Source organism: Stenotrophomonas maltophilia, from assembly GCF_025642255.1.
Lineage (GTDB): Bacteria > Pseudomonadota > Gammaproteobacteria > Xanthomonadales > Xanthomonadaceae > Stenotrophomonas > Stenotrophomonas maltophilia_P.
The window spans coordinates 3,306,971-3,333,233 of sequence record NZ_CP106759.1; the positions used below are offsets into that span (position 1 = coordinate 3,306,971).

Consider the following 26,263-nt stretch of genomic DNA (forward strand, 5'->3'; position numbering starts at 1 on the left):
GGGATGGCGGGGTAGGTCCGGTTGCGGGGGACGCCGTGAATCCATCCCTGGAGGCTCGGTCGCGCCATCCATGGCGCTCACGCCCCCGCAACCGGACCCACCCCGCCTTCGACAGTTTCCCGCGGTCTGTCGGAACGGCGTTCTGCTCTGCCAGGTGTCGACCTTGGTCGACACATCCACGCAATGCGTGGATGAACATGGAAATGATCGAAAGCGCTGTCTGTAGAGTCGAGCCATGCTCGACTCCCGCGCGCAGCGCACAGAGGTCGCTTAGGCCGAGGCGTAGCGCACGGCCGCGCCGATCCAGCGGTTGACCACGCGGTCGGCCAGTGCGGGCTGCTGCGCCAGCAGGCGCTCGGCCAGGTCATGCACGCCGGGCAGCAGGCCGGCGTCGCGTGCCAGATCGGCGATGCGGAAGCCGGCCAGGCCTGTCTGCCGCGTGCCAAGCAGTTCGCCCGGCCCGCGCAGTTCCAGGTCCTTCTCGGCGATGACGAAGCCATCGTTGGTGTCACGCATGGTCTGCAGGCGCTCGCGCGCCATCTGCGAAAGCGGCGCCTGGTACAGCAGCACGCAGCGCGACACCGCCGAACCGCGGCCGACGCGACCGCGCAGCTGGTGCAGCTGGGCCAGGCCCAGACGCTCGGCGTTCTCGATCACCATCAGCGAGGCATTGGGCACGTCCACACCCACTTCGATCACCGTGGTCGCCACCAGCAGGTCGATGTCACCGGCCTTGAACGCGACCATCGTCGCCTGCTTCTCGGCGGCTTTCATCCGCCCGTGCACCAACCCCACGCGCACGCCCGGCAGCAGCGCCTGCAGCGATTCGAAGGTGGCCTGTGCGGGCGTGGCATCCAGCTCTTCGCTTTCCTCGATCAGCGTACACACCCAGTACACCTGCCGCCCTTCCGCGCAGGCCAGGGCGATACGTTCGATCAGCTCCGGACGGCGGTCGTTGTTCAGGGCCACGGTCTGCACCGGCGTACGGCCCGGTGGCAGTTCGTCGATGGCCGATACGTCCAGGTCCGCGTACTCGGACATCGCCAGCGTGCGCGGAATCGGCGTGGCGGTCATCACCAGCTGGTGCGGCACGCTGTTGCCGCCGGCGCCCTTGTCGCGCAGCGCCAGGCGCTGGTGCACGCCGAAGCGGTGCTGTTCGTCGACGATGGCCAGGGCGAGGTCCTGGAACACCACCGCCTCCTGCATCAGCGCGTGGGTACCGACCACCACCTGCGCTTCGCCATTGGCGACCTGTTCCATCACCTTCGCGCGCGCCTTGCCGGTGACCTTGCCGGCCAGCCAGGCGATACGTACGCCCAGCGGCTCCAGCCAACCGCGCAGATTGTTGAGATGCTGTTCGGCCAGCAGTTCGGTGGGCGCAGCCAGCGCGACCTGCTTGCCCTGCTCTACCGCCAGCATGGCGGCCAGCGCGGCCACCACGGTCTTGCCGGAACCCACGTCGCCCTGCACCAGCCGCAGCATGGGACGGGGTCGCGCGAGGTCTTCGCGGATCTGCTTGAACACGCGCGCCTGCGCACCGGTGAGGGCGAACGGCAGCTGCTTCAGCAGGGCCTTGGCCAGCGCACCGGGGCCGGCCAGCGGCGGCGCATGATGCGCCTGCAGCGCGATGCGTTGGCGACGCAGGCTGAGATGGTGTGCCAGCAGTTCTTCCATCGCCAGCCGGCGCTGCGCCGGATGGGTGCCGGCGGCCAGCGCGGCCAGGTCGGCATCCGGTGGCGGCCGGTGCACCGTCAACAGCGCACTGCGCAGCGACGGCAGGCCGAGGCCATCGAGCCAGCCAACGGGCAGCAGTTCCAGCGCGGCTTCTTCGGGGAGGCGATCCAGTGCCTGGCCGATCAGCCTGCGCATCGTCATCGGGCCCACACCTTCCACCGTGGGATACACCGGATCGAGGCGGTCGCCAAGTTCAGGATCATCGTTGCGCCCCAGCACCTGGTAGCTGGGATGAACGATTTCCAGGCCAAGGTGGCCCGGCTTGGGCGTTCCGAAACAGCGCAGGCGGTTGCCGACCGCGAACTGGCCGACCTGCTGCTGGCGGAAATGGAAGAAGCGCAGCACCAGGGTGCCCTGCCCCTCGTCCTCGACCGCCACCTTCAGCATCGGCCGGTAGCGCATGCCGCGCTCGACCGCGACGACGCGCACTTCCACCTGTGCCGGCACGCCGGATCGCAGGTCTTCGATGCGGGTCAGCCGGGTCCGGTCCTCATAGCGCAGCGGCAGGTGAAGCCAGAGATCCTGCAGGGTGGCCAGGCCACGCGCCTGCAGCTTGGCGGCCACGGCCGGACCCACGCCGGCGAGCATCGCCAGGGATGCTTCGCCGGACGGTGACAGGACCGGAGTGACCGCCGCCTTGCGTGCCACGGGGGCGTCAGTCGATGACCATCACCGCGTCGACCTCGAAGTTGGCGCCCTTCGGCAGGCCGGAGACTTCGATGGTGGAACGGGCCGGGAACGGAGCCTGGAAGTAGTCCTGCATGACCGCGTTGACCTTGGCGAACTCGCCCAGGTCGGTCAGGTACAGGCCAAGGCGCACGACCTGGTCCAGCGAACCGCCGGCAGCTTCGGCCACGGCCTTGAGGTTGTCGAACGCGCGGCGGGCCTGGGCTTCGACATCACCGGCACCGACGATGTCGCCGGTCGCCGGATCAAGCGGGATCTGGCCGGAGAAGTACACGGTGTTGCCGGCGCGCACGGCCTGCGAGTAAGGGCCGATGGCGGCAGGCGCCTTTTCGGTGTTGATGATCTGGCGGGACATGGTCGCTCCGGTGCATTTGGAAAACAGAGCGGCGATTGTAGCAACCCGGTAGCGCCGGGCCATGCCCGGCGACGTTTGGTTCATGCTGCGTGGCGCGCTCGCCGGGCATGGCCCGGCGCTACCGGTGCACCATCCACCCATGGTCTCCGGGCCGGGCGCATCCGTAGACTGGCTGCTGATTCCTGTGGGACCAAGCCATGGCAAACGTGTTCGACTCCCCCTTCAAGGGCAAGCTGCTGACCGAAATGGTCACCAACCCCAACATCCTCGTCGGCCGCTACAGCTACTACTCCGGCTATTACCACGGGCACGGCTTCGACGACTGCGCGCGCTACCTGCTGCCTGATCGCGACGACGTGGACAAGCTGATCATCGGCAGCTTCTGCTCGATAGGAAGCGGCGTCAGCTTCATCATGGCTGGCAACCAGGGCCACCGGCACGATTGGGCATCGACGTTTCCGTTCTTCTACATGCAGGAAGAGTCGGCCTTTGCCGCGGCCAATGACGCCTTCAGGCCGGCCGGTGACACCGTGATCGGCAACGACGTGTGGATCGGCGCCGAGGCGATGATCCTGCCGGGAGTGCGCATTGGCGATGGTGCCGTGATCGGTAGCCGGGCACTGGTGACCCGCGACGTGGCGCCCTACGCCATCGTGGGCGGCAACCCGGCCAAGGTGCTGCGCAGCCGGTTCGAAGCGGAGGACATCGCGCGGTTGCTGGAAATGGCGTGGTGGGAGTGGCCGCTGGCGCAGATCAAGGCGGCGATGCCGTTGCTGACCGCTGGGGATATCCCGGCGCTGCATGCGTATTGGCGCGAACAGGCGGCGTGATCCGACCTCGCGCATCGTGTGCACGGAATATCATCCACGCATGGCGTGGATCTACTTCAATCCGGGCTTGCGATGCGCCATCCGTAGAGCCGAGCCCATGCTCGGCTGCTTCAGGCAAGAGCAGCCGAGCGTGGGCTCGGCTCCACAAGAACCATCCACGCATGGCGTGGCTTTACTGGCGGCGCACCGACTGCACGACCGACAGGCGGCGCAGGCGCCGCATGACCTCGGCCAAGTGGTTGCGGTCGCGCACCTGGATGTTGAACGCCAGCACGGCAGCGTTGAAGTCGCGATCCAGATAATCCACGCGCTCGATGTTGGACTGGCTCTGCGCGATCGCGGCGGCAAGCTGGGCCAGCACGCCGGTACCGTTCTCCACCTCCACCACCAGCGAGGTGTCGTAGTCACCGGAAACGGTGGTATCCCAGCCGATCAGCACCCAGCGCTCGGGCGACTTGCGCAGCTCGGCCAGGTTCGGGCAGTCCATGCGATGCACCACGATGCCCTTGCCGGCGGTGTGGTACCCCATGATGTCGTCGCCGGGAATCGGCTGGCAGCAGCCCGCGAAGGTGACCACGCCGCGCTCGCTGCCATTGATCAGGATCTTCTCCTGCGAGTGGTGGCGCGAATGCGGGCCGCCACGCAGTTCCGCATAGGCCATCAGCGCCTGCGCGGCCTGGGTCGGCATCCAGTTGCCGAGCGCGACTTCCGCCAGCAGGGCCTCCAGACGCGGGAAACGGTGCTCGGCCAGGAATGCATCCAGGCGCCCCTTCGGCAGCCGCTCCAGCGAGGAATCCATCGCCTCCAGCGCACGGTCAAGCATGCGGTGGCCCAGCTGCACGGCGTCCTCGTGCTCCAGCTGCTTGAGCTGGTGGCGGATCGCGGTGCGCGCCTTGCTGGTGACCACGAACTCCAGCCACTGTGGTTTGGGCGTGGCCGAACGCGCGGTGATGATCTCCACCGACTGCCCGGAGACCAGCTTGGTGCGCAACGGCACCAGCTTCTTGTCCACGCGCGAGGCCACCGCCATGTTGCCGACATCGGTATGCACGGCGTAAGCGAAATCGAGCGCGGTGGAATTGCGCGGCAGGGCCAGGATCTTGCCCTTCGGCGTGAACAGGTAGACCTCGTCCGGGAACAGGTCGACCTTCACGTTGTCGAGGAATTCCAGCGAGGAGCCGGCCGCGCGCTGCGAATCGATCAACTCGACGATCCACGCGTGGGCACGGCTCTGCGCGCTGTTGGGAGAATCGCCACCGAACTTGTAGGTCCAGTGTGCGGCCACGCCTCGCTCGGCAATCAGGTCCATTTCCTCGGTACGGATCTGCACCTCGATCGGCGAGCCGTACGGTCCGAAGAGCACGGTGTGCAGCGACTGGTAGCCGTTGGCCTTGGGAATGGCGATGAAGTCACGGAAGCGACCGTCCAGCGGCTTGAACGTGGCATGCACCGAGCCCAGTGCGTGATAGCAGGTGGGCACGCTGCGCACGACCAGGCGGAACCCGAACACGTCCATCACCTGGTCGAAGCTCTTGTTCTCGTCGCGCATCTTGTTGTAGATGCTCCACGGCGTCTTGATGCGGCTGACCAGGCGGTGTTCGATGCCCTCCTTCGCCAGTCGCTGCGAGAGCTGCACTTCCACCTGCGCCATCGCCTCGCGGCGCACCACCGGCTGGCTGCGGATGTGCTTTTCCAGGATCGCGTGGCGCCACGGATACAACGCCTTGAAGCCCAGGTTCTGCAGCTCGCTCTTGACCAGGCTCATGCCCAGCCGCTGCGCGATCGGCGCGTAGATCTCCAGCGTCTCGCGGGCGATGCGGCTCCTCGCTTCGCGGCTCTGGGCGCCCAGCGTACGCATGTTGTGCAGGCGGTCGGCCAGCTTGATCATGATCACGCGCAGGTCGCGCGACATCGCCAGCAGCATCTTGCGGAAGCTCTCCGCGGCAGCTTCCTGGCGGTCCCGGAACTTCAGCTTGTCCAGCTTGGTCACGCCATCGACGAGTTCGGCAACCGGCTCGCCGAACTCGGCGGCCAGCGCCTCGCGGGTCAGCGGCGTGTCCTCGATGGTGTCGTGCAGGATCGCGGCGATCAGCGCTTCGACATCCAGGCCGAGCTCGGCCAGCACCTGCGCAACCGCCACAGGATGGGTGATATAGGGCTCGCCCGACTTGCGTGTCTGCCCAGCGTGCGCAGCGGCCCCGACTTCCCAGGCACGGCGCAGCAGCGGCAGCTGCTCCGGCGGCAGGTAATGGGCGGCGCGTTCAAGCTGGAGGACGTAGTCGGGTACGGCGGCAGTGGGGGCTGCGGCGACCTTGGCAGTGGGGCCTGGGTTCATGCCCGAAGCCTATTCCAGCGCGACGTTTACGGCAAATCCTGAATGCGAAACAGCCCGCACGGGGCGGGCTGTTCGGCGTGTCCAGCGATGACGTTGATCGATGCGATCAATCGTCGTTCTTGGACATGTCTTCATCGGCGACCACTTCCGCGGCGGCCCACTCCAGCGCTTCGCGCTCGGCGCGCTCACGCTCGGCCTTCTCGACTTCGTCGATCAGCGCGTTGTCGATCTTGCGGGCAGCGATCTCGCGCAGCGCCAGCACGGTCGGCTTGTCCTCGGTCTCGCTGTTGTCCAGCGTGGCCTGCACGCCATTGGCGAGCTGGCGGGCACGCTTGGAGGCCATCATGACCAGCTCGAAACGGTTGTTAACGACTTCCAGGCAATCTTCTACGGTGATGCGGGCCATACGGGCTCCCGGCGACCGGTCGGCCGCTCAGTCGAATGAGGGAAAGGGGACGGAGTGTACCGGCAGGGGCTGGACAAAATCAAGCCAACCCTCACCCGATTCTTTTGGAATCAGTCAGTTGCGCCCGGATCAGGGGTCAACAGGGCCTGGATCAGCCCGGCGTGGCGGACCTTCTGGGCCTCGCGGCGCAGGCGGCTGGCGGTGAAGATCGCGCACAGCTCGTCCACGGCGGTGTCGAACACCTCGTTGACGATGACGTAGTCGAACTCATTGAAGTGCAGCATCTCGTCGCGGGCGGCGCCCAGGCGCTGGGCGATCACCGCCTCGCTGTCCTGCCCACGCTTGCGCATGCGGTCCTGCAGGGCCTGCTTGGACGGCGGCAGGATGAACACGGTGACCGTGCCCGGTACCAGCTGCCGGACCTGCTGCGCGCCCTGCCAGTCGATCTCCAGCAGCACATCCTGGCCGGCCGCCAGCTGCGGTTCCACCGACTGCCGCGCCGTGCCCTTCCAGTCTCCGTGCACCCATGCATGCTCGAAGAAGTCGCCCGCAGCAATCATCTGCTCGAACTTCTCTGCGGTGACGAAGTGATAGTGCTCACCGTTCACTTCACCCGGCCGCATGGCCCGCGAAGTGAAGGAGATCGACAGGGCGATCTGCGGGTCGCGGGCCAGCGTCGCGTTGACGATGCTGCTCTTGCCGGCGCCTGAAGGGGCGGCAACGATGTACAGCGTGCCGCGCGCGATGGTGGCCGACGGGGTGGACGGGGCGCTCATGCACGGAACCCAACTGGTTGATTTCGCAAAATTTTTCCTCGATGTTCCAGACGTGGCGCGGAGGATCGCGCCAGGACGGCAGGGACTGCGCGGAACATCCTGGAACCAGGCCCGGCAGACGGCTCCCCGGGGTGCGGGCACGCAACTTTACCAGAGCGGCCCCTCCGCGCGCCCGGCCACACCCGGGCCGGCCTTGTGCCACATGGGCATGCGGGGGGCTGTGCTATAACCGGGGCATTGCGGTCGTTCCCGGAAAGACGCTCGCGGCATGCTGGCGGTTCTCCCCTTCGACGGCCGTACCCACCGACAGCCCGGAGGCCTGCACGCCTCCCCGCCATCCAAGGAGAACGGCATGCCCTCGATGAGTCGCCGCCAGTTCCTGAAGGTCACCGGGACAACCCTGGTGGGCTCCAGCCTGGCCCTGATGGGCTTCGCGCCCGGCATCGCGCTCGCGGAGGTGCGGCAGTACAAGCTGACCCGCGCCACCGAGACCCGCAACACCTGTACGTACTGTTCGGTGGCCTGCGGCATCCTGATGTACAGCCTCGGCGATGGCGCCAAGAACGCCGAGCCGAGCATCTTCCACATCGAGGGCGACCCGGACCATCCGGTCAACCGCGGCACGCTGTGCCCGAAGGGCGCCGGCCTGGCCGACATCATCCACAGCAAATCGCGCCTGCTCTACCCGGAATACCGTGCACCGGGTACGAACGAATGGAAGCGCCTGAGCTGGGACGACGCTCTGGACCGCATCGCGCGGCTGATGAAGGAAGACCGCGACGCCAACTTCGTGCAGAAAAACGAGGCGGGGCAGACGGTCAACCGCTGGCTGACCACGGGCATGCTGGCGGCCTCGGCCACCAGCAATGAAACCGCGGTGTTGACCCACAAGGTCGTCCGCTCGCTTGGAATGCTCGCATTCGACAACCAGGCACGTGTCTGACACGGCCCGACGGTGGCAGGTCTTGCCCCGACGCTAGGCCGAGGTGCGATGACGAATCACTGGGTCGACATCAAGAATGCCGACCTGATCCTGATCATGGGTGGCAATGCCGCCGAGGCACACCCGTGCGGGTTCAAATGGGTGACCGAGGCCAAGGCACACAACAAGGCCCGCCTGATCGTCATCGATCCACGCTTCAACCGCTCGGCCGCGGTGGCCGATGTCTACGCGCCGATCCGCACCGGCACCGACATCGTGTTCCTGGGTGGCCTGATCAACTACCTGCTGGCCGAGGACCGCATCCAGCACGAGTACGTGCTGAACTACACCGACATGTCGTTCCTGGTGAAGGACGAATTCGCCTTCACCGACGGCCTGTACTCGGGCTATGACCCGCAGAAGCGCAGCTACGACCGCTCCAGCTGGGACTACCTGTATGGCGACGACGGTTACGTACGCAGCGACCCGACCCTGAAGGACCCGCGCTGCGTCTACAACCTGCTCAAGCAGCACTACGCACGCTATACCGTGGAGATGGTCGAACGCATCTGCGGTACGCCCGCCGACAGCATCCGCCAGATATGGGACATGATCGCGTCCACCGCCGGCAAGGACAAGGCGATGACCATCCTGTACGCGCTGGGCTGGACGCAGCACTCCGTCGGTGCGCAGAACGTGCGCGCCGGCACGATGGTGCAGCTGCTGCTGGGCAACATCGGCGTGGCCGGCGGCGGCATGAACGCCCTGCGTGGGCATTCCAACATCCAGGGCCTGACCGACATCGGCCTGATGTCCGACCTGCTGCCGGGCTACCTGACACTGCCCAGGCAGGACGAGCAGGACTACAACGCCTACATCGCCAAGCGCACGCAGAAGCCGCTGCGCGCCAACCAGATGTCGTTCTGGCAGAACTACCCGAAGTTCCATGTCAGTCTGATGAAGTCGTGGTGGGGCGATGCCGCCACCGCCGACAACAACTGGTGCTTCGATCACCTGCCCAAGCTCGACAAGCCCTACGACATGCTGCAGGCCTACGAGCTGATGAACGAAGGCAGGATCCATGGCTACATCTGCCAGGGCTTCAACCCGCTGGCCTCGGCACCGAACAAGGGCAAGCTGATCAGCGCGTTCTCCAAGCTGAAGTTCATGGTCAGCATGGACCCGCTGGAAACCGAAACGATCGCCTTCTGGCAGAACCATGGCGCACTGAACGACGTCGACCCGAGCACCATCCAGACCGAAGTGTTCCGCCTGCCGACCACCTCGTTCGCCGAGGAGAACGGCGCGGTGGTGAACTCCTCGCGCTGGCTGCAATGGCACTGGAAGGGCGCCAACGCACCGGGCGAAGCGCGCAGCGACATCGAGATCATGTCCGAGCTGTTCCACCGCATCAAGGCGCTGTACGAGAAGGACGGCGGCGCGTGGTGGGAGCCGGTGCGCGACCTCGCCTGGAATTACGCCGACCCGAAACTGCCGACGCCGGAAGAACTGGCGATGGAGTACAACGGCAAGGCCCTGGTGGATGTGTTCGATCCGAAGGACCCGACCCGGCTGGTGCGCAAGGCCGGCGAACAGCTGGCCGCGTTCGGCGACCTGCGCGACGACGGCAGCACGTCTTCCGGCTGCTGGATCTACATCGGTGCGTGGGGGCCGACCGGCAACATGATGGCACGGCGCGACAACAGCGATCCCACCGGTATCGGCAACACGCTGGGCTGGGCCTGGGCGTGGCCCGCCAACCGCCGCGTGATGTACAACCGCGCCTCGTGCGACGTCGCCGGGCAGCCGTTCGATCCACGACGCACCCTGCTCGCCTGGAACGGCAGGAACTGGGGCAACATCGACGTGCCCGACTTCAAGGCCGATGAAGACCCGGCCGGCGGGATGGGCCCGTTCATCATGAACCCCGAGGGCATCGCCCGCTTCTTCGCCAAGGCCGGCATGGCCGAAGGCCCGTTCCCGGAACACTACGAGCCCTTCGACACGCCGTTGCGCAGCAACCCGCTGAGCCCGGGCCAGGCGCTGACGCTGAACAATCCGGCCGCGCGCGTGTTCGACAGCGACCGCGCGCAGATCGGCTCGCCGGACGAGTTCCCGCACGTGGCCACCACCTACCGGCTGACCGAGCATTTCCACTTCTGGACCAAGCACGGCAAGCTCAACGCCATCATCCAGCCGGAGCAGTTCGTCGAGATCGGCGCAGCCCTGGCCGAAGAGCTGGGCATCGGCAACGGCAGTCGCGTGCGGGTCAGCTCCAAGCGTGGCCACATCGAAGCCGTAGCGATGGTGACCAAGCGCATCAAGGCACTGCAGATCGATGGCAGGACGGTGCACCAGGTGGGCGTGCCGATCCACTGGGGCTTCCTGGGTGCTGCCAAGCCCGGTTACATCGCCAATACGCTGACCAACGCCATCGGTGACGGCAATTCGCAGACGCCTGAATCGAAGTGCATCCTGGTCAAGGTCGAGAAGGTGTAGGAGACACGCCATGTCACTGCAATCGCTGGACATCATCCGCCGCTCGGCCACCACCACGCCCTCGCCGCAGGCGCGCGGTGCCCACACCGGACAGGTCGCCAAACTGATCGACGTGAGCAAGTGCATCGGCTGCAAGGCCTGCCAGGTCGCCTGCATGGAGTGGAACGACCTGCGCGACGAGGTCGGCAGCTGCGTCGGCAGCTATGACAACCCGCCGGACCTGAGCGACCAGTCGTGGACGGTCATGAAGTTCCGCGAGTACGAGGACGAGAAGGGCAAGCTGGAGTGGCTGATCCGCAAGGAGGGCTGCATGCACTGCAGCGACCCGGGCTGCCTGAAAGCCTGCCCGTCGCCGGGCGCGATCATCCAGTACGCCAACGGCATCGTCGATTTCCAGGAGGAGAACTGCATCGGCTGCGGCTACTGCGTGACCGGCTGCCCGTTCGACGTGCCGCGGATCTCAAAGAAGGACCACAAGGCCTACAAGTGCACGCTGTGCTCGGACCGCGTGGCCGTGGGCCAGGAGCCGGCGTGCGTAAAGACCTGCCCGACCGGGGCGATCACGTTCGGCAGCAAGCAGGCGATGACCGAGCATGCCGCCGGCCGCGTCGAGGACCTGAAGTCACGCGGCTACGGGAATGCCGGGCTGTACGACCCGCAGGGCGTCGGTGGCACCCACGTGATGTACGTGCTGCAGCACGTGGACAAGCCGGAGCTGTACGCCGACCTGCCCAAGGACCCGCGCATCAGCCCCATGGTCGAGGTCTGGAAGGGGGTGGCCAAGCCGCTGGGCGTGCTGGCAATCGCCGCGACAGCCTTCGTGGGCTTCCTGCACTACATCGGCATCGGCCGCAACACGGTCAACGATGAGGAGGAAGAGCAGGCCGAGCACGAAGCAAAGAAGATCGAAGAGGAGCAGCGGCCATGAAGTACGCCCCGCACCCCCGCCAGATCGTGCGCTACCGCGCTCCGACCCGCATCAACCACTGGATCGTGGCGATCTGCTTCGTGCTGACCGCGCTGTCCGGCCTGGCCCTGTTCCACCCTGCGCTGTTCCCGTTGACGGCGCTGTTCGGTGGCGGGCCGTGGACACGCATCCTGCATCCCTTCGTCGGCCTGGCCATGGTGGTGGGCTTCGCCCTGCTCGCCTTGCGCATGTGGCGTGACAACCTGCCTACCGCCGACGACCGCGCGTGGCTGCGCGGCATGCGCGAAGTGCTGCGCAACGAGGATGAGACACTGCCACCGGTTGGCCGCTTCAACGCCGGCCAGAAACTGCTGTTCTGGGCGATCATCGGCTGCCTTTCAGCGTTGCTGCTGACCGGCTTCGTGATCTGGCGGCAGTATTTCAGCCATCTGTTCCCGATCGGCGTGATCCGTTTTTCGGTGCTGGTGCACGCACTGTTTGGCTGGGTACTGGTATGCGCCATCGTGGTGCACATCTATGCCGCGATCTGGATCAAGGGTTCGGTGCGCGCGATGACCCAGGGCAAGGTGACCTATGGGTGGGCCTACAAGCACCATCGGCAGTGGTTCAGGGACATCCTGCGCGGGCGGCGCGGAGAGGGGTAACGGCAGGGCCTGCGGCCCTGCACCCGCCGGATCAACGTCAACGTCAACGTCAAAAGCAGGTTGCCGCCGGATGGCGGGGTGGGTCCCGCTGCTGTTGGTGGGTGTCGACCTTGGTCGACACGATGAACACGGCAACAACCAATGGGGTCAGATCCGTTTTCCAGAGGAAGACGGATCTGACCCCGACCTTTCAGATGGCCGGCAACACGCTGGACGCCAGCGTCGACAACGGCGAGGATGGAGACTGGTTCTTCCGGCTGGCCCCGCATGGCGCAACGCATCCTTGAACCCGGTGAGATCGAGACGCTGGCCTCGCGCGATGTCCCGCGCATCATCCTGCCGGATATCGCCTCGCTGTTCGGCGGACGTGCGGACCGGCTGCGCAGCCTGGCCGGACGCAGTGCCATCGGTGGCTACCTGCAGCTGCTGGCGGCACTGGCCGATGCACAACAGGCGCTGCTGGACGAACTGACGCCGCAGCAACGCGAAGCGCTGCAGGCGCAGGCCCGCGCGCAGCAGTCGAGCGCGGCGGCCAGCGCCGGCATGCCATTGCGGCCCGCCAACACGCTTCAGCTCGATGGCCGATGGCGCGACTGGTTGCGCGCGCTGTGCCGGCACTGCGCCGATGAAGCCGGGCTGCCTGTGGAGACCCGACAGGAACTGCAACGGGTTGCCGCGGCCGCTGACACCTGGCTGGATGCACAGGCGCATGCGGTGCTTGAGCGCGACGACGCACCGTCGGTGGACGCGGTCGCTGCCCTGCTGGTGATGAACGCGCTGCAGGTGTACTGGGCCGTACTCGCGGCCAGCTTCCGCCCCACCGACCTGAAACCGCTTGCCGATGCACCCGGGCTGTGCCCGCTGTGCGGCTCGTTGCCGGTGGCCAGTGTGGTGCAGGCGCGCCCACCCTACGCCTCCTACCGCTATCTGTCGTGCTCGCTGTGCGCCTGCCAGTGGCACTACGTGCGCGTGCAGTGCAGCCAATGCGGCGCGGCCGGCAAGGACATCGCCTATCGCGCACTGGCCGAGGTCGACGGCGATGCAGGCGAGGTGGTGCGTGAAGGCGCGATCCGTGCCGAGACCTGCGAGCACTGCCACAGCTACCGCAAGATCCTGTACATGGAGAAGGATCCGGCGCTGGAGCCGGTCGCCGACGACCTCGGCACCCTGGCGCTGGATCTGTTGCTGGGCGAGGAAGGCTACATGCGCGCCAGCCAGAATCCGCTGCTCTGGCAGTCCGACGGCGACTGAACCGATGCCTCGCGTGCACGCCCCCACCGCCCCGGCCAGCGCCCTGCCCTCGCTGGACCGCCTGCTGCGCCTGCCGGCGTTGTCGACGCTGATCAGGGACCACGGCCGCAGCCGCATCGCCCATCTGCTGCGCGAGCACGTGCAGGGGTTGCGCGAGCGCAGCGGCCGCGGCCAGCTGTCACCCGAACAGCTGCAGCGGGCCGTCGCGGAACCCGGCGTGGTCGCGGCCCTGCAGTCGGCGCTGGCAGCCGATGCACGCCTGGATCTGCAGCCGGTATTCAACCTCACCGGCACGGTGCTGCATACGAATCTCGGCCGCGCGCTGTTGCCGGACGCGGCGGTACGCGCAGTGACCCGCGCGATGACTGCGCCGGTGGATCTGGAATTCGACATCGCCCTGGGCCGACGGGGCGACCGCGATGCGCGCGTGCGGGCACTGGTCTGCGAACTGACCGGCGCCGAAGCAGCGACCGTGGTCAACAACAACGCAGCAGCAGTCCTGTTGCTGCTCAACAGCCTGGCCAATCGCCGCGAGGTAGTCGTGTCGCGGGGCGAACTGGTGGAAATCGGCGGCGCCTTCCGCATTCCCGATGTAATGCGCAGCGCCGGTGCGCGGCTGCGCGAAGTGGGCACCACCAACCGCACCCATCCGGCCGACTTCGACAGCGCCATCGGCACGCGCACCGCGCTGCTGATGGAAGTGCACGCCAGCAACTACGCCATCACCGGCTTCACCGCCAAGGTCGATACTGCACGGATGGCATCGATCGCGCACGGGCACGGGCTGCCACTGGCGGTGGACCTTGGCAGTGGCAGCCTGTGCGACCTGTCTGCCCACGGTCTGCCGCGCGAACCTACAGTGCAGGAGACGCTGGCGGCGGGCGCCGACCTGGTCTCGTTCAGCGGCGACAAGCTGCTCGGTGGACCGCAGGCCGGGATCATTGCCGGCCGCGCCGACCTCATCGCACGCATCAACCGCAATCCGCTCAAGCGCGCCCTGCGTATGGACAAGATGGGCCTGGCCGCGCTGGAAGCGGTACTGGCGCTGTACCGCGAACCGGAACTGCTGCCGCAGCGGCTGCCGACCCTGCGCACGCTGTCCCGCGAACAGGGAGACATCCATGCGCAGGCACAGCGCCTGCTGCCTTCCGTGCAGCAGGCGCTGGCCGCGCATTACGCGGTTGAAGCGGTGCCGATGTACAGCCAGGTCGGCAGTGGCGCGCAGCCACAGGCGCAACTGGCCAGCGCCGGCCTGCGCATCCGCGTCGCTGCAGCTGCCGGGTTGGACCGTCTGGCCAAGCGCCTGCGCGGCCTGCCACGGCCGGTGCTCGGGCGCATTGCCGAGGATGCGCTGTGGCTTGATCTGCGCGGGCTTGAGTACGGGGATGAGGCTGCTTTCCTCGCCCAGTGGAGCGCGCTGCAGGCATGATCGTCGGTACCGCCGGGCATATCGACCATGGCAAGACCAGCCTGGTGCGGGCACTGACCGGCATCGAAACCGATCGCCTGCAGGAAGAGCGCGCGCGCGGCATCTCCATAGAACTGGGGTATGCCTATGTGCCGGTGGAGGCCGCACGCGCAGAGGGGTCTCCGGCGATGCTGGGCTTCGTCGATGTGCCGGGTCACGAGCGCTTCGTGCACACGATGGTGGCCGGTGCCACCGGCATCGATGTGGCGCTGCTGGTGATCGCCGCCGATGACGGCGTGATGCCGCAGACCCGTGAGCATCTGTCGATCCTGCAGCTGCTGGGTGTGGACCGCGCTGCAGTGGCATTGACCAAGATCGACCGTGTGGATGCGGCGCGCATTGCCGAGGCCGAAGCGGAGATCGTTGCCCTGCTGGCCGGTACACCGCTGCAGGGGTCTGCAGTATTCGCCTGCAACAGCACCGACAGCGCGGATGCCGGCATCCATGCGCTGCGCGCCCACCTGCATGCGTGGGCCGCCGCTAACGACAGCCGCCGGACGGCCCAGCGCCGCAGCGAGCTGTTCCGCATGCCGGTGGATCGCGTGTTCTCGCTGGCCGGTCACGGCACACTGGTCACCGGCGCGGTACAGGGCGGCGTGGCCGCGGTCGGCGCGCATCTGCAGTTGATGCCGACCGCCATCGACGTGCGCATCCGCAGCATCCATGCGCAGAACCAGGCCAGTGGACAGGCTGCCGCGGGACAGCGCTGTGCCCTGAACCTGGCCGCCATCGCCCGCGACGGCATCACCCGCGGCGACTGGATCGCCGATCCGCGCGCGCTGCAGGCCACCACCCGGGTCGACGTACGCCTTCGCCTTGCGGCACAGGTGCGGCCCCTGCGCGACTGGACACCGCTGCACATCCACTGGGGCACGATGCACCGGCAGGCCCATGTGGTGCTGCTGGAGGATGAAGACAGTGGCAACGGCCAGCTGGTGCAGCTGGTGTTCGATGCCCCGGTCTGCGCGATGTGCGGCGATCGCTTCATCGCCCGCGATTCGGCTGCAGCGCATACGCTGGGCGGCGGCACCGTGCTCGATCCCGATCCACCGCAACGACGTCGGCGCAGCCCGGCACGCCGGGCGTGGTTGGCAGCCCTTGAACAGCTCGCGGCCGGCGCCGGCGTCGGGCCGCTGCTGCAGCAGGCACCGGCCGGCATCGCGCTGGCCGCCCTGCAACGCTACTGCCGGCGTGAGGCCGCACAGATCGATCTCCCTGCAGATGCCCGGCGCATCGCCACCCGCGAGGACACGGTGATCATCCTCGCCTCGCACTGGCAGGCGCTGCGCGAACAGGTGATCCGCTCGCTGCATGACTGGCACGAGCGACGGCCGGACGAGCCCGGTGTCGACAGCGGGCGCCTGCAGCGCAGCACCCTGCCCGCGCTCTCGACCAGTCTCTGGAACGCACTGCTGCAGGACCTGTTCGACGATGGCGCGTTGCAGCGCGTGGGCGCGTGGTGGCGGCTGCCAGGCCACGACCATGCGCCGCCGGAACGCGAGCGCGCGCTTCTCGAACGCGTGCTCCCACGTCTGGATGCCGGTGGTTTCGATCCGCCCTGGGTGCGCACGCTTGCGGCCGATCTCGGCTTCGCCGAGGAGGAGATGCGTGCGGTCCTGCGCCGCGCCGCAGCGCGCGGCGAGCTGTTCCAGGTGGTGCCGGACCTGTTCTACGCACCGGCCCGCATCGACGCGCTGGCGGCAACGGTCGCCCGGCTGTCACAGGCAACCGGCATGGTGGATGCTGCAGCATTCCGCGATGCCATCGGCCTGGGCCGCAAGCGCAGCATCCAGATCTTGGAGTTCTTCAATCGCGTTGGCTACACTCGACGCGTCGGTGACCAGCATCGGCCGCGCGGCGACCTGCAATGGAACACCGCCCACGGATGACTGCACCGGTACCGCCGTACCTTCGGAAGGCATGCGCATCCGGGCATGCGGCTGGGCTTCAAACCCAGCAGGGGGCGTCGATCGCTCCCTGGTAGGTTCGACTCCTGCTGCCTTCCGCCATTCGTGTTCCTGCAGGAGATGCCGGCATGGCCTCGCATGTGCAGTCCCCACTTCCCCCGTCGGCCGAGGCTCCGCAGCGATTGACTTCGCTGGCCCACGGCGGCGGTTGTGGCTGCAAGATCGCACCCGGCGTGCTGGCCGAACTGCTGCGGGGCACCCCAGCGTTCCCTGCGCCGGCCGAACTGCTGGTCGGCCGCGAGACCAGTGACGATGCCGCGGTCTACCGGCTTGATGATCGCCAGGCGATCGTCGCCACCACCGACTTTTTCATGCCGATCGTCGATGACCCGTTCGACTTCGGCCGCATCGCCGCCACCAATGCGCTGTCGGACCTGTATGCGATGGGCGCGCGGCCGCTGTTCGCACTGGCCATCGTCGGCATGCCCATCAATACGCTGCCACAGGACACGATCCGCGGCATCCTGCAGGGCGGCGAACGTGCCTGTGCCGACGCCGGCATCGTGGTGGCCGGGGGCCACAGCATCGACTCGGTGGAGCCGATCTATGGCCTGGCCGCGATCGGCGTGCTGGATCCGCAGCGGCTCAAGCGCAATGCCGATGCCCGCGCCGGCGATGTGCTGGTGCTGGGCAAGCCATTGGGCGTGGGCGTGTATTCGTCGGCGCTGAAGAAAGAAGTGCTGAATGCCGAGGGCTACCGGCAGATGGTCGAGTCGACCACCCGCCTGAACAGCGTGGGCCTGCCCCTTGCCGCGCTGGACGGCGTGCATGCCATGACCGACGTCACCGGCTTCGGCCTGCTCGGCCATCTGCTGGAGGTGTGCCGTGCCAGCGGGGTCGCCGCCGAGGTGGACAGCACACAGGTGCCTCTGCTGCCGCAGACCCTGGACCTGCTGCAACGTGGCTGCGTTACCGGCGCATCCAACCGCAACTGGGCCTCGTATGGCGGCCAGGTGCATTTCGCCGAAGGCGTGGCCGCCCACTGGCAGCCACTGCTGACCGACCCGCAGACCAGCGGCGGCCTGCTCGTATCCTGCGCAGCGGACGCCGTGGATGCGGTGAATGCCGTTTTTGCCGGCGCCGGGTTTGCCCAGGCCGCGGTGATCGGCCACCTGCTGGCGGGGCCTGCCGGCGTCAGCGTGCGCTGAAACGATGAGGGCGCCCGAAGGCGCCCCGCAGCATCACTCGATGTTCTGCACCTGCTCGCGGATCTGGTCGATCAGCACCTTCAGCTCGACTGCGGCATTGGACGTGCGGCTGTCCACCGACTTCGAGCCCAGCGTGTTGGCTTCACGATTGAACTCCTGCAGCAGGAAGTCCAGGCGGCGGCCGACCGGCTCGCGCTGCGTGAGCACGCGGCGGATCTCGACGATGTGGCTCGACAGGCGGTCCAGCTCCTCATCCACATCCAGCTTCTGCAGCCACAGCACCAGCTCCTGCTCGGCGCGGCCGGGATCGACCGGATGCGGCAGATCGGCCAGGCGCGCAGCCAGCTTGGCACGCTGGCCATCACGGATGGCGGGAATCAGCGTGCGGACGTCACCCGCGATGCGCTCGATGCCATCCACGCGCTCGGCAATGGCCGCGGCGAGCTTGCCGCCCTCGCGCTCGCGGGCTTCGACGAATCCGTCCAGCACCTGATCCAGCAAGGCCAGCGCCTCGACCTGCAGGGCCGCCGCATCGGTGGCCTCGCCCCGGGTCACGCCCGGCAGCTGCAGCAGATCGGTGAAGCTCACCTGCAGGTTGGGAAAATCCGACGTCAGGCGGTGGGCCAGATGCCCGAGCTGGCCCAGCAGGGCCTCATCGACCTGCAGATTCCCCGCCGCGTCCGGCGCACGCAGTCGCAGCACCAGATCCAGCTTGCCGCGGCTCAGGCGCGCGGCGATGCGCTCGCGCAGCTGCGGCTCCAATGCCCGCAGCTCTTCAGGCAGGCGGGTGCCGACCTCCAGGAAGCGGTGGTTGACCGAGCGCAGCTCGCAGCCCAGCGTGCCCCACGGGGTGACCCGCTCGCCACCCGCGTAGGCGGTCATGCTTCGAATCATGGAATGTGTCCGGTGCGTGCAAAGGGGGAATGGTACCCTAGCGCCCTCACCAGAGCCCCCCTGCCCGCCCCGTGAAGGTCGCGGGCATGGCGGCGTACTCCCCGCCCTTACGGAACCCGCATCATGTCCGATTCCCGCCCCAGTGGCCGCCAGCCCGACCAGCTCCGTCCGGTCGTCATCCAACGCGGCTTCACCCGCCACGCCGAAGGCTCGGTACTGGTGTGCTTCGGTGAAACCCGCGTGCTGTGCACGGCCAGCGTCGAGAACCGGGTTCCGGGCTTCCTGCGCGGCAAGGGCGAAGGCTGGGTGACCGCCGAGTACGGCATGCTGCCGCGCGCCACCCACACCCGCAGCGACCGTGAAGCGGCGCGTGGCAAGCAGGGCGGCCGCACGCTGGAGATCCAGCGCCTGATCGGCCGCAGCCTGCGCGCCTGCGTGGACCGCAATGCCCTCGGCGAACGCACCATCACCCTGGACTGCGACGTGCTGCAGGCCGACGGCGGCACCCGCACCGCGGCCATCACCGGCGCCTACGTGGCCCTGGTCGACGCCGTGAACGTGCTCATCAAGCGCGGCGAGATCAAGCGCAACCCGATCCTGGGTGCGGTGGCAGCGGTGTCGGTGGGCGTTTACCGCGGCACTCCGGTGCTGGACCTGGACTATGCCGAAGACAGCGACTGCGACACCGACATGAACGTGGTGATGAACGATGGCGGTGGCTTCATCGAGCTGCAGGGCACTGCCGAAGGCCATGCCTTCCGCCGCGATGAACTGGACGCGCTGCTGGGACTGGCCGATAAGGGCGTGAACGAACTGCTGGCCGCACAGCAGGCGGCGCTGTCGGCATGAACCGGCGCCTTGCCCTGACCACCCTGGTGGTGGCCGACTATGACGAGGCCATCGCCTGGTACACCGGCAAGCTCGGCTTCGCACTGCTGGAGGACATCGACCAGGGCCACAAGCGATGGGTCGTGGTCGGACCGACCGACGGCAGCGCCGCCGCCCTGCTGCTGGCGCGCGCCAGTGACGAGGAACAGCGCAGCCGCATCGGCAACCAGACCGGTGGGCGCGTTGCGTTCTTCCTCAACACCGACGACTTCCACCGCGACCATGCGGCGATGCTGGCCGCCGGGGTGGAGTTCCTGGAATCGCCGCGCGAAGAGCCCTATGCAACGGTCGCGGTGTTCCGCGATCTGTATGGCAACACCTGGGACCTGCTGGAGCCCCGTCAATGAAGAAACTGGTACTGGCCAGCCACAACGCCGGCAAGCTGGTGGAGATGCAGGAGATCCTTGCCGACCTGCCGCTGCAGATCACCTCGGCCGCCGAACTGGGCCTGGGCGACGTCGAAGAGACCGGCCTGACCTTTGTCGAGAACGCGCTGCTGAAGGCGCGCGCGGCCTGCGAAGCGACCGGCCTGCCGGCGCTGGCCGATGATTCGGGGCTGATCGTCGATGCGCTCGGCGGCGCACCCGGCCTGTACAGCGCGCGCTATGCCGGCCACCCGACCAATGCCGCCGCCAACAACGCCAAGCTGCTGGACGCGATGGCCGACATCCCCGATGGCCAGCGCAGCGCCCGCTTCTATGCGGTGATCGTGCTCCTGCGCCACGCCACCGACCCGCAGCCGCTGATCTGCGAGGGCCGCTGGGAAGGGCAGATCATCCGCGAACTGCGTGGCACGAACGGTTTTGGCTACAACCCGGTATTCCTGGACACCACCCACGGCCTGACCGCCGCGGAAATGGAGCCAGCCCTGAAGAACGCCATCAGCCACCGTGCCATTGCCCTGCAGCAGCTCAAGCAGCAGCTGGCGACGCTGTACTGAAGCCATCCGATCGAGCCAGGGAAGCCGGCCAACGGCCGGCACTACCGATGAAGCCCATGCCGCACGCCCACGACCACTGCAACCACCTGCCCGGCGAAGCCTGCTCCGCTGACCACGACAGCCCACCGCGACTGGTGCCACCGCCACTGTCGTTGTACGTGCACCTGCCGTGGTGCGTGCGCAAATGCCCGTACTGCGATTTCAACTCGCACCAGGCCAAGGGCGAGCTGCCGTTCGAGGCCTACATCGATGCTCTGCTGCGCGACCTGGACCAGGACCTGCCGCTGGTCTGGGGCCGGGTGGTGCACAGCGTGTTCTTCGGTGGTGGCACGCCCAGCCTGTTCCCGCCGGAGGCGATCGATCGCTTCCTGCAGCAGGCCAGCGCCCGCCTGCGCTTCGCGCCGAACGCCGAGATCACGCTGGAAACCAATCCCGGCACCGCCGAGCATGGCCGCTTCGACCGCTACCGCGCGGCCGGCGTGAACCGCCTGAGCTTCGGCATCCAGAGCTTCGACGACGCCGCGCTGAAGCGGCTGGGCCGCATCCACGACAGTGGCGAAGCCGAGCGTGCGGTGAAGATGGCCCAGGATGCGGGGTACGACAACTTCAACATCGACCTGATGTACGCACTGCCCGAGCAGACGCTGGCCGGTGCCGAATCGGACCTCGAGCGCGCCTTTGCACTGCAGCCGGCGCACATCTCGCACTACCAGCTGACCCTGGAACCGAACACGGTGTTCTTCGCGCGCCCGCCGCAGGGCATTCCCGATGAAGACAACGCCTGGGACATGCAGGAACACTGCCAGGCGCTGCTGGCGCAGGCCGGCTTCGGCCAGTACGAGGTCAGCGCCTACGCGCGCCCCGGCCGGCAGAGCGCGCACAATCTGAACTACTGGCGCTTCGGCGATTACCTGGGCATCGGCGCCGGTGCACACGGCAAGATCAGTTCCGGCGCCGAAGAGCACGTGCTGCGGCGCTGGAAGCTCAAGCATCCGCAGGCCTACCTGGACAGCGCTGGCACCCCGGCGTCGTTCGGTGGCGATGACGTGATCACGCCCGCGCGGCTTCCGTTCGAGTACATGCTCAACCTGCTGCGCCTGCACGAGGGCTTCAGCCTGCGTGATTTTGAATCGCGCACCGGCCTGCCGCGCAGCGTGCTCGACGCACCGCTGGCCGAGGCCGTGCAGCGCGGCTGGCTGGAGACGGCCGATGGCCAGGTCCGCCCGACCGAACTGGGCCGCCGTTTCACCAATGATGTGGTGAGCCTGTTCCTGGACGAATGAGCGCCCCGTCGCATCCGCCGGGCATGGCCCGGCGCTACCCACCGGCCAGCATGCCGTCGCATCCGCCGGGCATGGCCCGGCGCCACCCAGCGGCCAGCATGCGGTAGCGCCGGGCCATGCCCGGCGTGCAGCGTGTGCATTCACCCTAAAGTAGCGCCGGCCTCGGCCGACACGGTAGATTCACAGGATCGCTCCGCGGGAATCCGGGTACCGCACGCCGATGTCAGCTGTCTTCTCCCTCTCCGCCACCGACGCTGCCCGCCTGGCCAGCACCGACCTGCCACCGCGGGTACGTGAACTGCTGGGGGCGTTGACCGGCCTGTGCCGGCAGGCACTGACCGCGCCGCTGATCCTGACCGTCGAAGCGCTGGAACAACTCCTGTTGCACGATGCCGACCGCGCGCGCAGTCCGCAGCAGCAGGCTGAACTGATGGCGCAGCGTAGCCAACTGCATGCCTTCGCCGGCCACTTCAGCGAGCGCATGCTCGATGCGGTGGCCGAGGCACTGGCGCGGCTGCGCGAACCGACCGCCTTCACGGCAGCAGCACCACCGCCCGCACTGCCGGGCACGATCGGCCTGTCGCTGGTCGACGAGCACGAGGTCGACCGCGACCTGCTGCTCACCGAAATGGTCCGGCGCGAGACGCAGCGCTCGGCCAACGCCCTGAACCTGCTCGGCCAGCGCCTGGGCGTGCTGGCTGCGGCGCCTGCGTTCGAAGCCGATACCCTTCCGCTGGCACCGCAGGCGCTGTGCGCGATGGTGCGCAGGGTCGCCGAACAGGATGGCCTCGGGGCAGAGGTGCAGCTGGCGCTGTATCGCAGTTTCGAGCGCCAGGTGCTGGAACGCCTGGGCGACCTGCTTGATCGGGCCAATGCCCTGCTCGCCCAGCAGGGCGTGCTGCCGGGCCTGGTCTACACCCCGTATCTGGCCCGCTCGTCGAGTACGCGACGGATCATCACCCAGTCCGTCGCTGGCGGCCGTGCCACGCAGCCAGCCAGGCGCGCGGCGGCCCCCATGACCGGCTGGGGCGAGAACCTGCCTGCCGGCTCCTGGTCGACCCTGATGCAGGATGCCTTCCAGTCCGGTTCCGCATCCGCTGCAGCGACCCCCGGGCTGACCACCGCCACCGGCACCCTGCTGCACGACCTGCTGCAGCGCGCGCGCGCCACGCCGGCGGCAGACGCGCCTGCGGTACCGACTGCTGCCGTCGATGCGGTATTGGCAAGGCTGCAAAACCAGGCCAGCGCCGCTACCGGTGTGGTCGACCTGCAGGCCGCCGTGGTCGCGCAGCTGCGCAGCGAGCATGGCCCGCATGCGCAGATCGGCAGCCATGATCGCGACAACCTGGACCTGCTGCGCCTGTTGATGCAGCAGATCCAGCAGCAGCAGCGCCCGGACCCGGTGCCCGCCGCCCTGCTGGCGCGCCTGCAGGTACCGTTGGCACGTGCAGCGATGGCCGATCCGGGCTTCTTCGTACGCGACGAGCATCCTGCGCGCGAGCTGCTCAACCATATCGCCGAAGCCGGTGCCCGCTGGCTGGGGGACGACGACGTCGATCCGCAGTTTCTGCAGCGCATGGCACAGAGCGTGCAGAGCCTGCTCGGCGAGGATGCACGCACGCCGGAAGCCTTCGCTGCTGCCAACGAAGAGGTGCAGCAGCACCAGCGCGCGGCCGCCCATCGCGCCGAACTGGCCGAACGCCGCCACGTCGAAGCCGCGCGCGGCAGAGAGCGGTTGGAACTCGCCAGGCGCCAGGCCAGCGCCCAGATCGAGCAGTGCTGCAGCACGCAGCAGCCGCCGCGCTTCGTCCAGACCCTGCTGCGCCAGGCCTGGTCCGACGCGCTGACCCTGACCCGGCTGCGCCATGGCGAGGACTCGCCCCAGTGGCAGGAGCGGCTGCAGCAGACCGAGCGCATCGCGGCCGTTACTGCAACCGCCGCCAACGGCGTCGATGGCACCGATGGCGCCTTGGCCGCCGATGTGGAGGCCGCGCTGCTGCAGGTGGGCTATCACGCCGAGGAAGCCTCAGCGGTGGCCCGTCGCCTGGCCACGCCCGGGGGCGAGGACGACAGCACGTCGCGTACCGAACTCAGCGCGCGGCTGAAGGCCCGCGCCCGGCTGGGCGAGCACACCGACAGCCGCAGTGCGTCCGCCCCTGCCGCGCCACGCAGCGGTGCGGAGGAGGCCGCCTACGAGCAGCTGTGCTCCCTGCCCTTCGGCAGCTGGTTCGACATCGACAACGGCGACGGCACGCTTCGCCGCCAGCGCCTGTCCTGGTACAGCCTGCTGACCGGCCATGTGCTGTTCGTCAATCCGCGCGGGCAGAAGATTGCCGAAACCGACCTCGACAGCCTGGCGCGGCAGATCAGCGCTGGGCGTGCGCATCTGGTCACCGAAGACAAGGGCCGGCTGGTCGACCGCGCCTGGAAGGCCAGCCTGGGCGCCCTGCGTGCGCTTGCCGGCCGCAACCCGCAGGACACCCCCGCATGAGCATGACGCCGCCGCAGGACACCCGCCGCGCCCCCCGACGCCAGGTGTCGGACCTGGTGCCGGTGACCGACCAGATGCGCGACTGCGTGGTCGGTCGCCTTGGCAATGTGTCCGAAACCGGCATGCTGATGCTGGCCAGCACTGCGCTGCGCGACGACGCGCTGTATCAGTTCCGCTTCCCGCTGCCGCTGGGCGATGGCCAGCAGGCAGCCATCGACGTGGGCGTGCACCTGTTGTGGAGCGAGCCGGCGCACGCCCCGGGACAGAGCTGGGTGGGCTTCCGGTTCCTCACCCTGTCACGCGAACACCGCCAGCTGCTGCGGCAGTGGGTAGGCGAAGACAGCGACGAAGGACCGCTTTCGACGGACTGACTGCCGGTTCCGGCACAGCGGTTTCCGCCGGTATGCGGCAGAATCTAGGGCCGTTTTCCGTGTCGAGCCACCGCAATGATCCAGCAAGACCCCGGCGCCCTGTATCCCGATCACCTGGCCGTGCTGTGCCGACGCGCCGAGCAGGCGCTGGCGCGCGGCGGCTTTGATCACCTCGTCGTGCCCAGCGGCACCCTGCACTACCAGGTGTTTGATGATCGCGACTATCCCTATGCGGTGAATCCGCAGTTCAAGGCATGGTTGCCGCTGACGCGCGTGCCCAACAGCTGGATCGTGTTTACGCCCGGCAAGCGGCCGGTGGTGATCTTCCATCAGCCGTTCGATTACTGGCACGTAGTGCCGGACGCGCCGAGCGGCTGGTGGGTGGAGCACTTCGACATCCACATCATCCGCACGCCGGACGAAGCGCTGGCGTTGCTGCCGGCCGATCCGTCGCGCTGCGCGATCCTGGGTGAGCCGCAGAGCGCCCTGGGCAGCCACGTGCCGAACAATCCTCCGGCGGTGGTGAATTACCTGGAATGGCACCGTGGCAGCAAGACGCCCTACGAGATCGCCCTGATGCGCCAAGCGCAGGTGCTGGGCGTGCGCGGCCATCGCGCCGCCGAAGCCGCGTTCCGCAACGGTGCCGACGAATTCAGCATCCACATGGCGTACTGCCAGGCGGTGGGCCAGGACGCCAATGAACTGCCCTACGGCAACATCGTGGCGTTGAACGAGCACGCCGCCGTTCTGCACTACACCGAACTGGGCCGCAAGGCACCGCAGCCGCTGCGCAGCTTCCTCATCGATGCCGGCGCCAGCGCGCACGGCTACGCCAGCGACATCACCCGTACCTACGCGGCGCACGGCCACGACGAATTCGCTGCGATGATCGCTGCCGTCGATGCCGCCCAGCAGCAGATGTGCGCGGCGGTGCGCCCGGGCGTTGATTACAGGACGCTGCACGTGGACGCGCATCTGTCGCTGATGGGCGTTCTGAAGGACTTCGGCGTCATCAGGGTATCGCCGCAGACCGCGCTGGAAACCGGCGTCAGCGCCGCATTCTTCCCGCACGGCATCGGCCATCTGATCGGCCTGCAGGTGCATGACGTGGCCGGATTCGCCGCCAGCGACGAAGGCGGCCGGATCGAACGTCCGGCGGGTCATCCCTACCTGCGTCTGACCCGCGTGCTGGAACCGGGGATGGTGGTGACCATCGAGCCGGGCCTGTACTTCATCGACATGCTGTTGAACGAGGTCAAGGACGCCGGCCATGGCGATGCGATCAACTGGGAGCGCGTGGACTTCTTCCGTCCGTATGGCGGCATCCGCATCGAGGACGAAGTGCTGTGCACCGACGGCGAAGCGGACAACCTGACGCGGCCGGAGTTTGCAGCAGCCAACGGTTGAGCCCCTCGTGGTTGGATGCTGAATCAAAGCAGCGCTTGG

At 67.8% G+C, this 26,263-nt stretch carries 21 protein-coding genes and 1 tRNA gene; 16 read left to right on the forward strand and 6 right to left on the reverse strand.

Annotated elements, in window-relative coordinates:
• Positions 1-270: 270 nt before the first annotated feature.
• The gene (gene recG, locus N8888_RS15125) at positions 271-2,322 is read right to left on the reverse strand and encodes an ATP-dependent DNA helicase RecG (protein ID WP_430542990.1); all 2,052 of its coding nucleotides are present in this window, start codon (positions 2,320-2,322) and stop codon (positions 271-273) included.
• Positions 2,323-2,389: 67 nt separating this feature from the next.
• A complete protein-coding gene (locus N8888_RS15130; RefSeq protein ID WP_053519454.1) occupies positions 2,390-2,776 on the reverse strand; it encodes a RidA family protein in 387 nt (128 codons plus the stop codon).
• A 197-nt stretch (positions 2,777-2,973) separates the two neighbouring features.
• Here N8888_RS15130 and catB point away from each other — a divergent pair, with 197 nt between their 5' ends.
• Positions 2,974-3,606, forward strand: coding sequence for a type B chloramphenicol O-acetyltransferase (gene catB / locus N8888_RS15135; protein WP_111186780.1), 633 nt, complete (start codon positions 2,974-2,976; stop codon positions 3,604-3,606).
• Between the two features lie 172 nt (positions 3,607-3,778).
• On the opposite strand, the gene N8888_RS15140 is transcribed toward catB, so the two are convergent.
• From N8888_RS15140 to gmk, 3 genes are all read right to left on the reverse strand, one after another.
• Positions 3,779-5,941: a RelA/SpoT family protein gene (locus N8888_RS15140; protein ID WP_053519455.1), complete on the reverse strand. Its 2,163-nt coding sequence runs from the start codon at positions 5,939-5,941 to the stop codon at positions 3,779-3,781.
• Between the two features lie 106 nt (positions 5,942-6,047).
• Positions 6,048-6,347 carry a DNA-directed RNA polymerase subunit omega gene (gene rpoZ / locus N8888_RS15145; RefSeq protein WP_005410877.1) on the reverse strand — a complete coding sequence of 100 codons (300 nt, stop codon included), beginning with the start codon at positions 6,345-6,347 and terminating at the stop codon, positions 6,048-6,050.
• Between the two features lie 110 nt (positions 6,348-6,457).
• On the reverse strand, positions 6,458-7,123 hold the full coding sequence (gene gmk / locus N8888_RS15150) for a guanylate kinase (RefSeq protein ID WP_053519456.1): 666 nt from the start codon (positions 7,121-7,123) through the stop codon (positions 6,458-6,460).
• 352 nt (positions 7,124-7,475) lie between these two features.
• Between gmk and fdnG the strand changes: the two genes are divergently transcribed.
• The 8 genes from fdnG to selD all read left to right on the forward strand — a co-directional run bounded on the left by fdnG (position 7,476) and on the right by selD (position 17,950).
• Positions 7,476-10,544 (forward strand): formate dehydrogenase-N subunit alpha, encoded by a 3,069-nt coding sequence (gene fdnG / locus N8888_RS15155; RefSeq protein WP_262100489.1) that lies wholly within the window; start codon positions 7,476-7,478, stop codon positions 10,542-10,544.
• A 10-nt stretch (positions 10,545-10,554) separates the two neighbouring features.
• Entirely contained in the window at positions 10,555-11,472 is a 918-nt protein-coding gene (gene fdxH, locus N8888_RS15160; RefSeq protein WP_065175731.1) for a formate dehydrogenase subunit beta, read from the forward strand.
• On the forward strand, positions 11,469-12,116 hold the full coding sequence (locus tag N8888_RS15165) for a formate dehydrogenase subunit gamma (protein ID WP_164150895.1): 648 nt from the start codon (positions 11,469-11,471) through the stop codon (positions 12,114-12,116). Before fdxH ends, N8888_RS15165 begins: the two co-directional genes overlap by 4 nt.
• A gap of 267 nt (positions 12,117-12,383) precedes the next feature.
• Positions 12,384-13,367, forward strand: a complete 984-nt coding sequence (gene fdhE / locus N8888_RS15170) for a formate dehydrogenase accessory protein FdhE (protein ID WP_263175605.1) — start codon at positions 12,384-12,386, stop codon at positions 13,365-13,367.
• Between the two features lie 4 nt (positions 13,368-13,371).
• The gene (gene selA / locus N8888_RS15175; RefSeq protein ID WP_430542959.1) at positions 13,372-14,796 is read left to right on the forward strand and encodes an L-seryl-tRNA(Sec) selenium transferase; all 1,425 of its coding nucleotides are present in this window, start codon (positions 13,372-13,374) and stop codon (positions 14,794-14,796) included.
• Positions 14,793-16,724, forward strand: a complete 1,932-nt coding sequence (selB, locus tag N8888_RS15180; protein WP_263175609.1) for a selenocysteine-specific translation elongation factor — start codon at positions 14,793-14,795, stop codon at positions 16,722-16,724. Before selA ends, selB begins: the two co-directional genes overlap by 4 nt.
• A gap of 24 nt (positions 16,725-16,748) precedes the next feature.
• Positions 16,749-16,844, forward strand: a tRNA-Sec gene (locus N8888_RS15185).
• A 26-nt stretch (positions 16,845-16,870) separates the two neighbouring features.
• Positions 16,871-17,950 (forward strand): selenide, water dikinase SelD, encoded by a 1,080-nt coding sequence (gene selD / locus N8888_RS15190; RefSeq protein WP_111186784.1) that lies wholly within the window; start codon positions 16,871-16,873, stop codon positions 17,948-17,950.
• Between the two features lie 33 nt (positions 17,951-17,983).
• Here selD and N8888_RS15195 read toward each other — a convergent pair whose 3' ends face one another.
• Entirely contained in the window at positions 17,984-18,844 is an 861-nt protein-coding gene (locus tag N8888_RS15195) for a YicC/YloC family endoribonuclease (protein WP_053519464.1), read from the reverse strand.
• Positions 18,845-18,967: 123 nt separating this feature from the next.
• Here N8888_RS15195 and rph point away from each other — a divergent pair, with 123 nt between their 5' ends.
• The 7 genes from rph to pepQ all read left to right on the forward strand — a co-directional run bounded on the left by rph (position 18,968) and on the right by pepQ (position 26,224).
• Positions 18,968-19,693 carry a ribonuclease PH gene (rph, locus tag N8888_RS15200; RefSeq protein ID WP_197572420.1) on the forward strand — a complete coding sequence of 242 codons (726 nt, stop codon included), beginning with the start codon at positions 18,968-18,970 and terminating at the stop codon, positions 19,691-19,693.
• Positions 19,690-20,079, forward strand: a complete 390-nt coding sequence (locus N8888_RS15205) for a VOC family protein (protein WP_074899697.1) — start codon at positions 19,690-19,692, stop codon at positions 20,077-20,079. Before rph ends, N8888_RS15205 begins: the two co-directional genes overlap by 4 nt.
• Entirely contained in the window at positions 20,076-20,672 is a 597-nt protein-coding gene (rdgB, locus tag N8888_RS15210) for an RdgB/HAM1 family non-canonical purine NTP pyrophosphatase (protein ID WP_005410891.1), read from the forward strand. Before N8888_RS15205 ends, rdgB begins: the two co-directional genes overlap by 4 nt.
• 56 nt (positions 20,673-20,728) lie before the next feature.
• Positions 20,729-21,955 (forward strand): radical SAM family heme chaperone HemW, encoded by a 1,227-nt coding sequence (gene hemW, locus N8888_RS15215; RefSeq protein WP_111186808.1) that lies wholly within the window; start codon positions 20,729-20,731, stop codon positions 21,953-21,955.
• Positions 21,956-22,175: 220 nt separating this feature from the next.
• Positions 22,176-24,446, forward strand: coding sequence for a DUF1631 family protein (locus N8888_RS15220; protein ID WP_263175624.1), 2,271 nt, complete (start codon positions 22,176-22,178; stop codon positions 24,444-24,446).
• The gene (locus N8888_RS15225) at positions 24,443-24,817 is read left to right on the forward strand and encodes a PilZ domain-containing protein (protein ID WP_065175725.1); all 375 of its coding nucleotides are present in this window, start codon (positions 24,443-24,445) and stop codon (positions 24,815-24,817) included. The genes N8888_RS15220 and N8888_RS15225 overlap by 4 nt, the downstream gene beginning before the upstream one ends.
• A gap of 75 nt (positions 24,818-24,892) precedes the next feature.
• Positions 24,893-26,224, forward strand: a complete 1,332-nt coding sequence (gene pepQ, locus N8888_RS15230; RefSeq protein ID WP_065181689.1) for a Xaa-Pro dipeptidase — start codon at positions 24,893-24,895, stop codon at positions 26,222-26,224.
• Positions 26,225-26,263 lie beyond the last annotated feature (39 nt).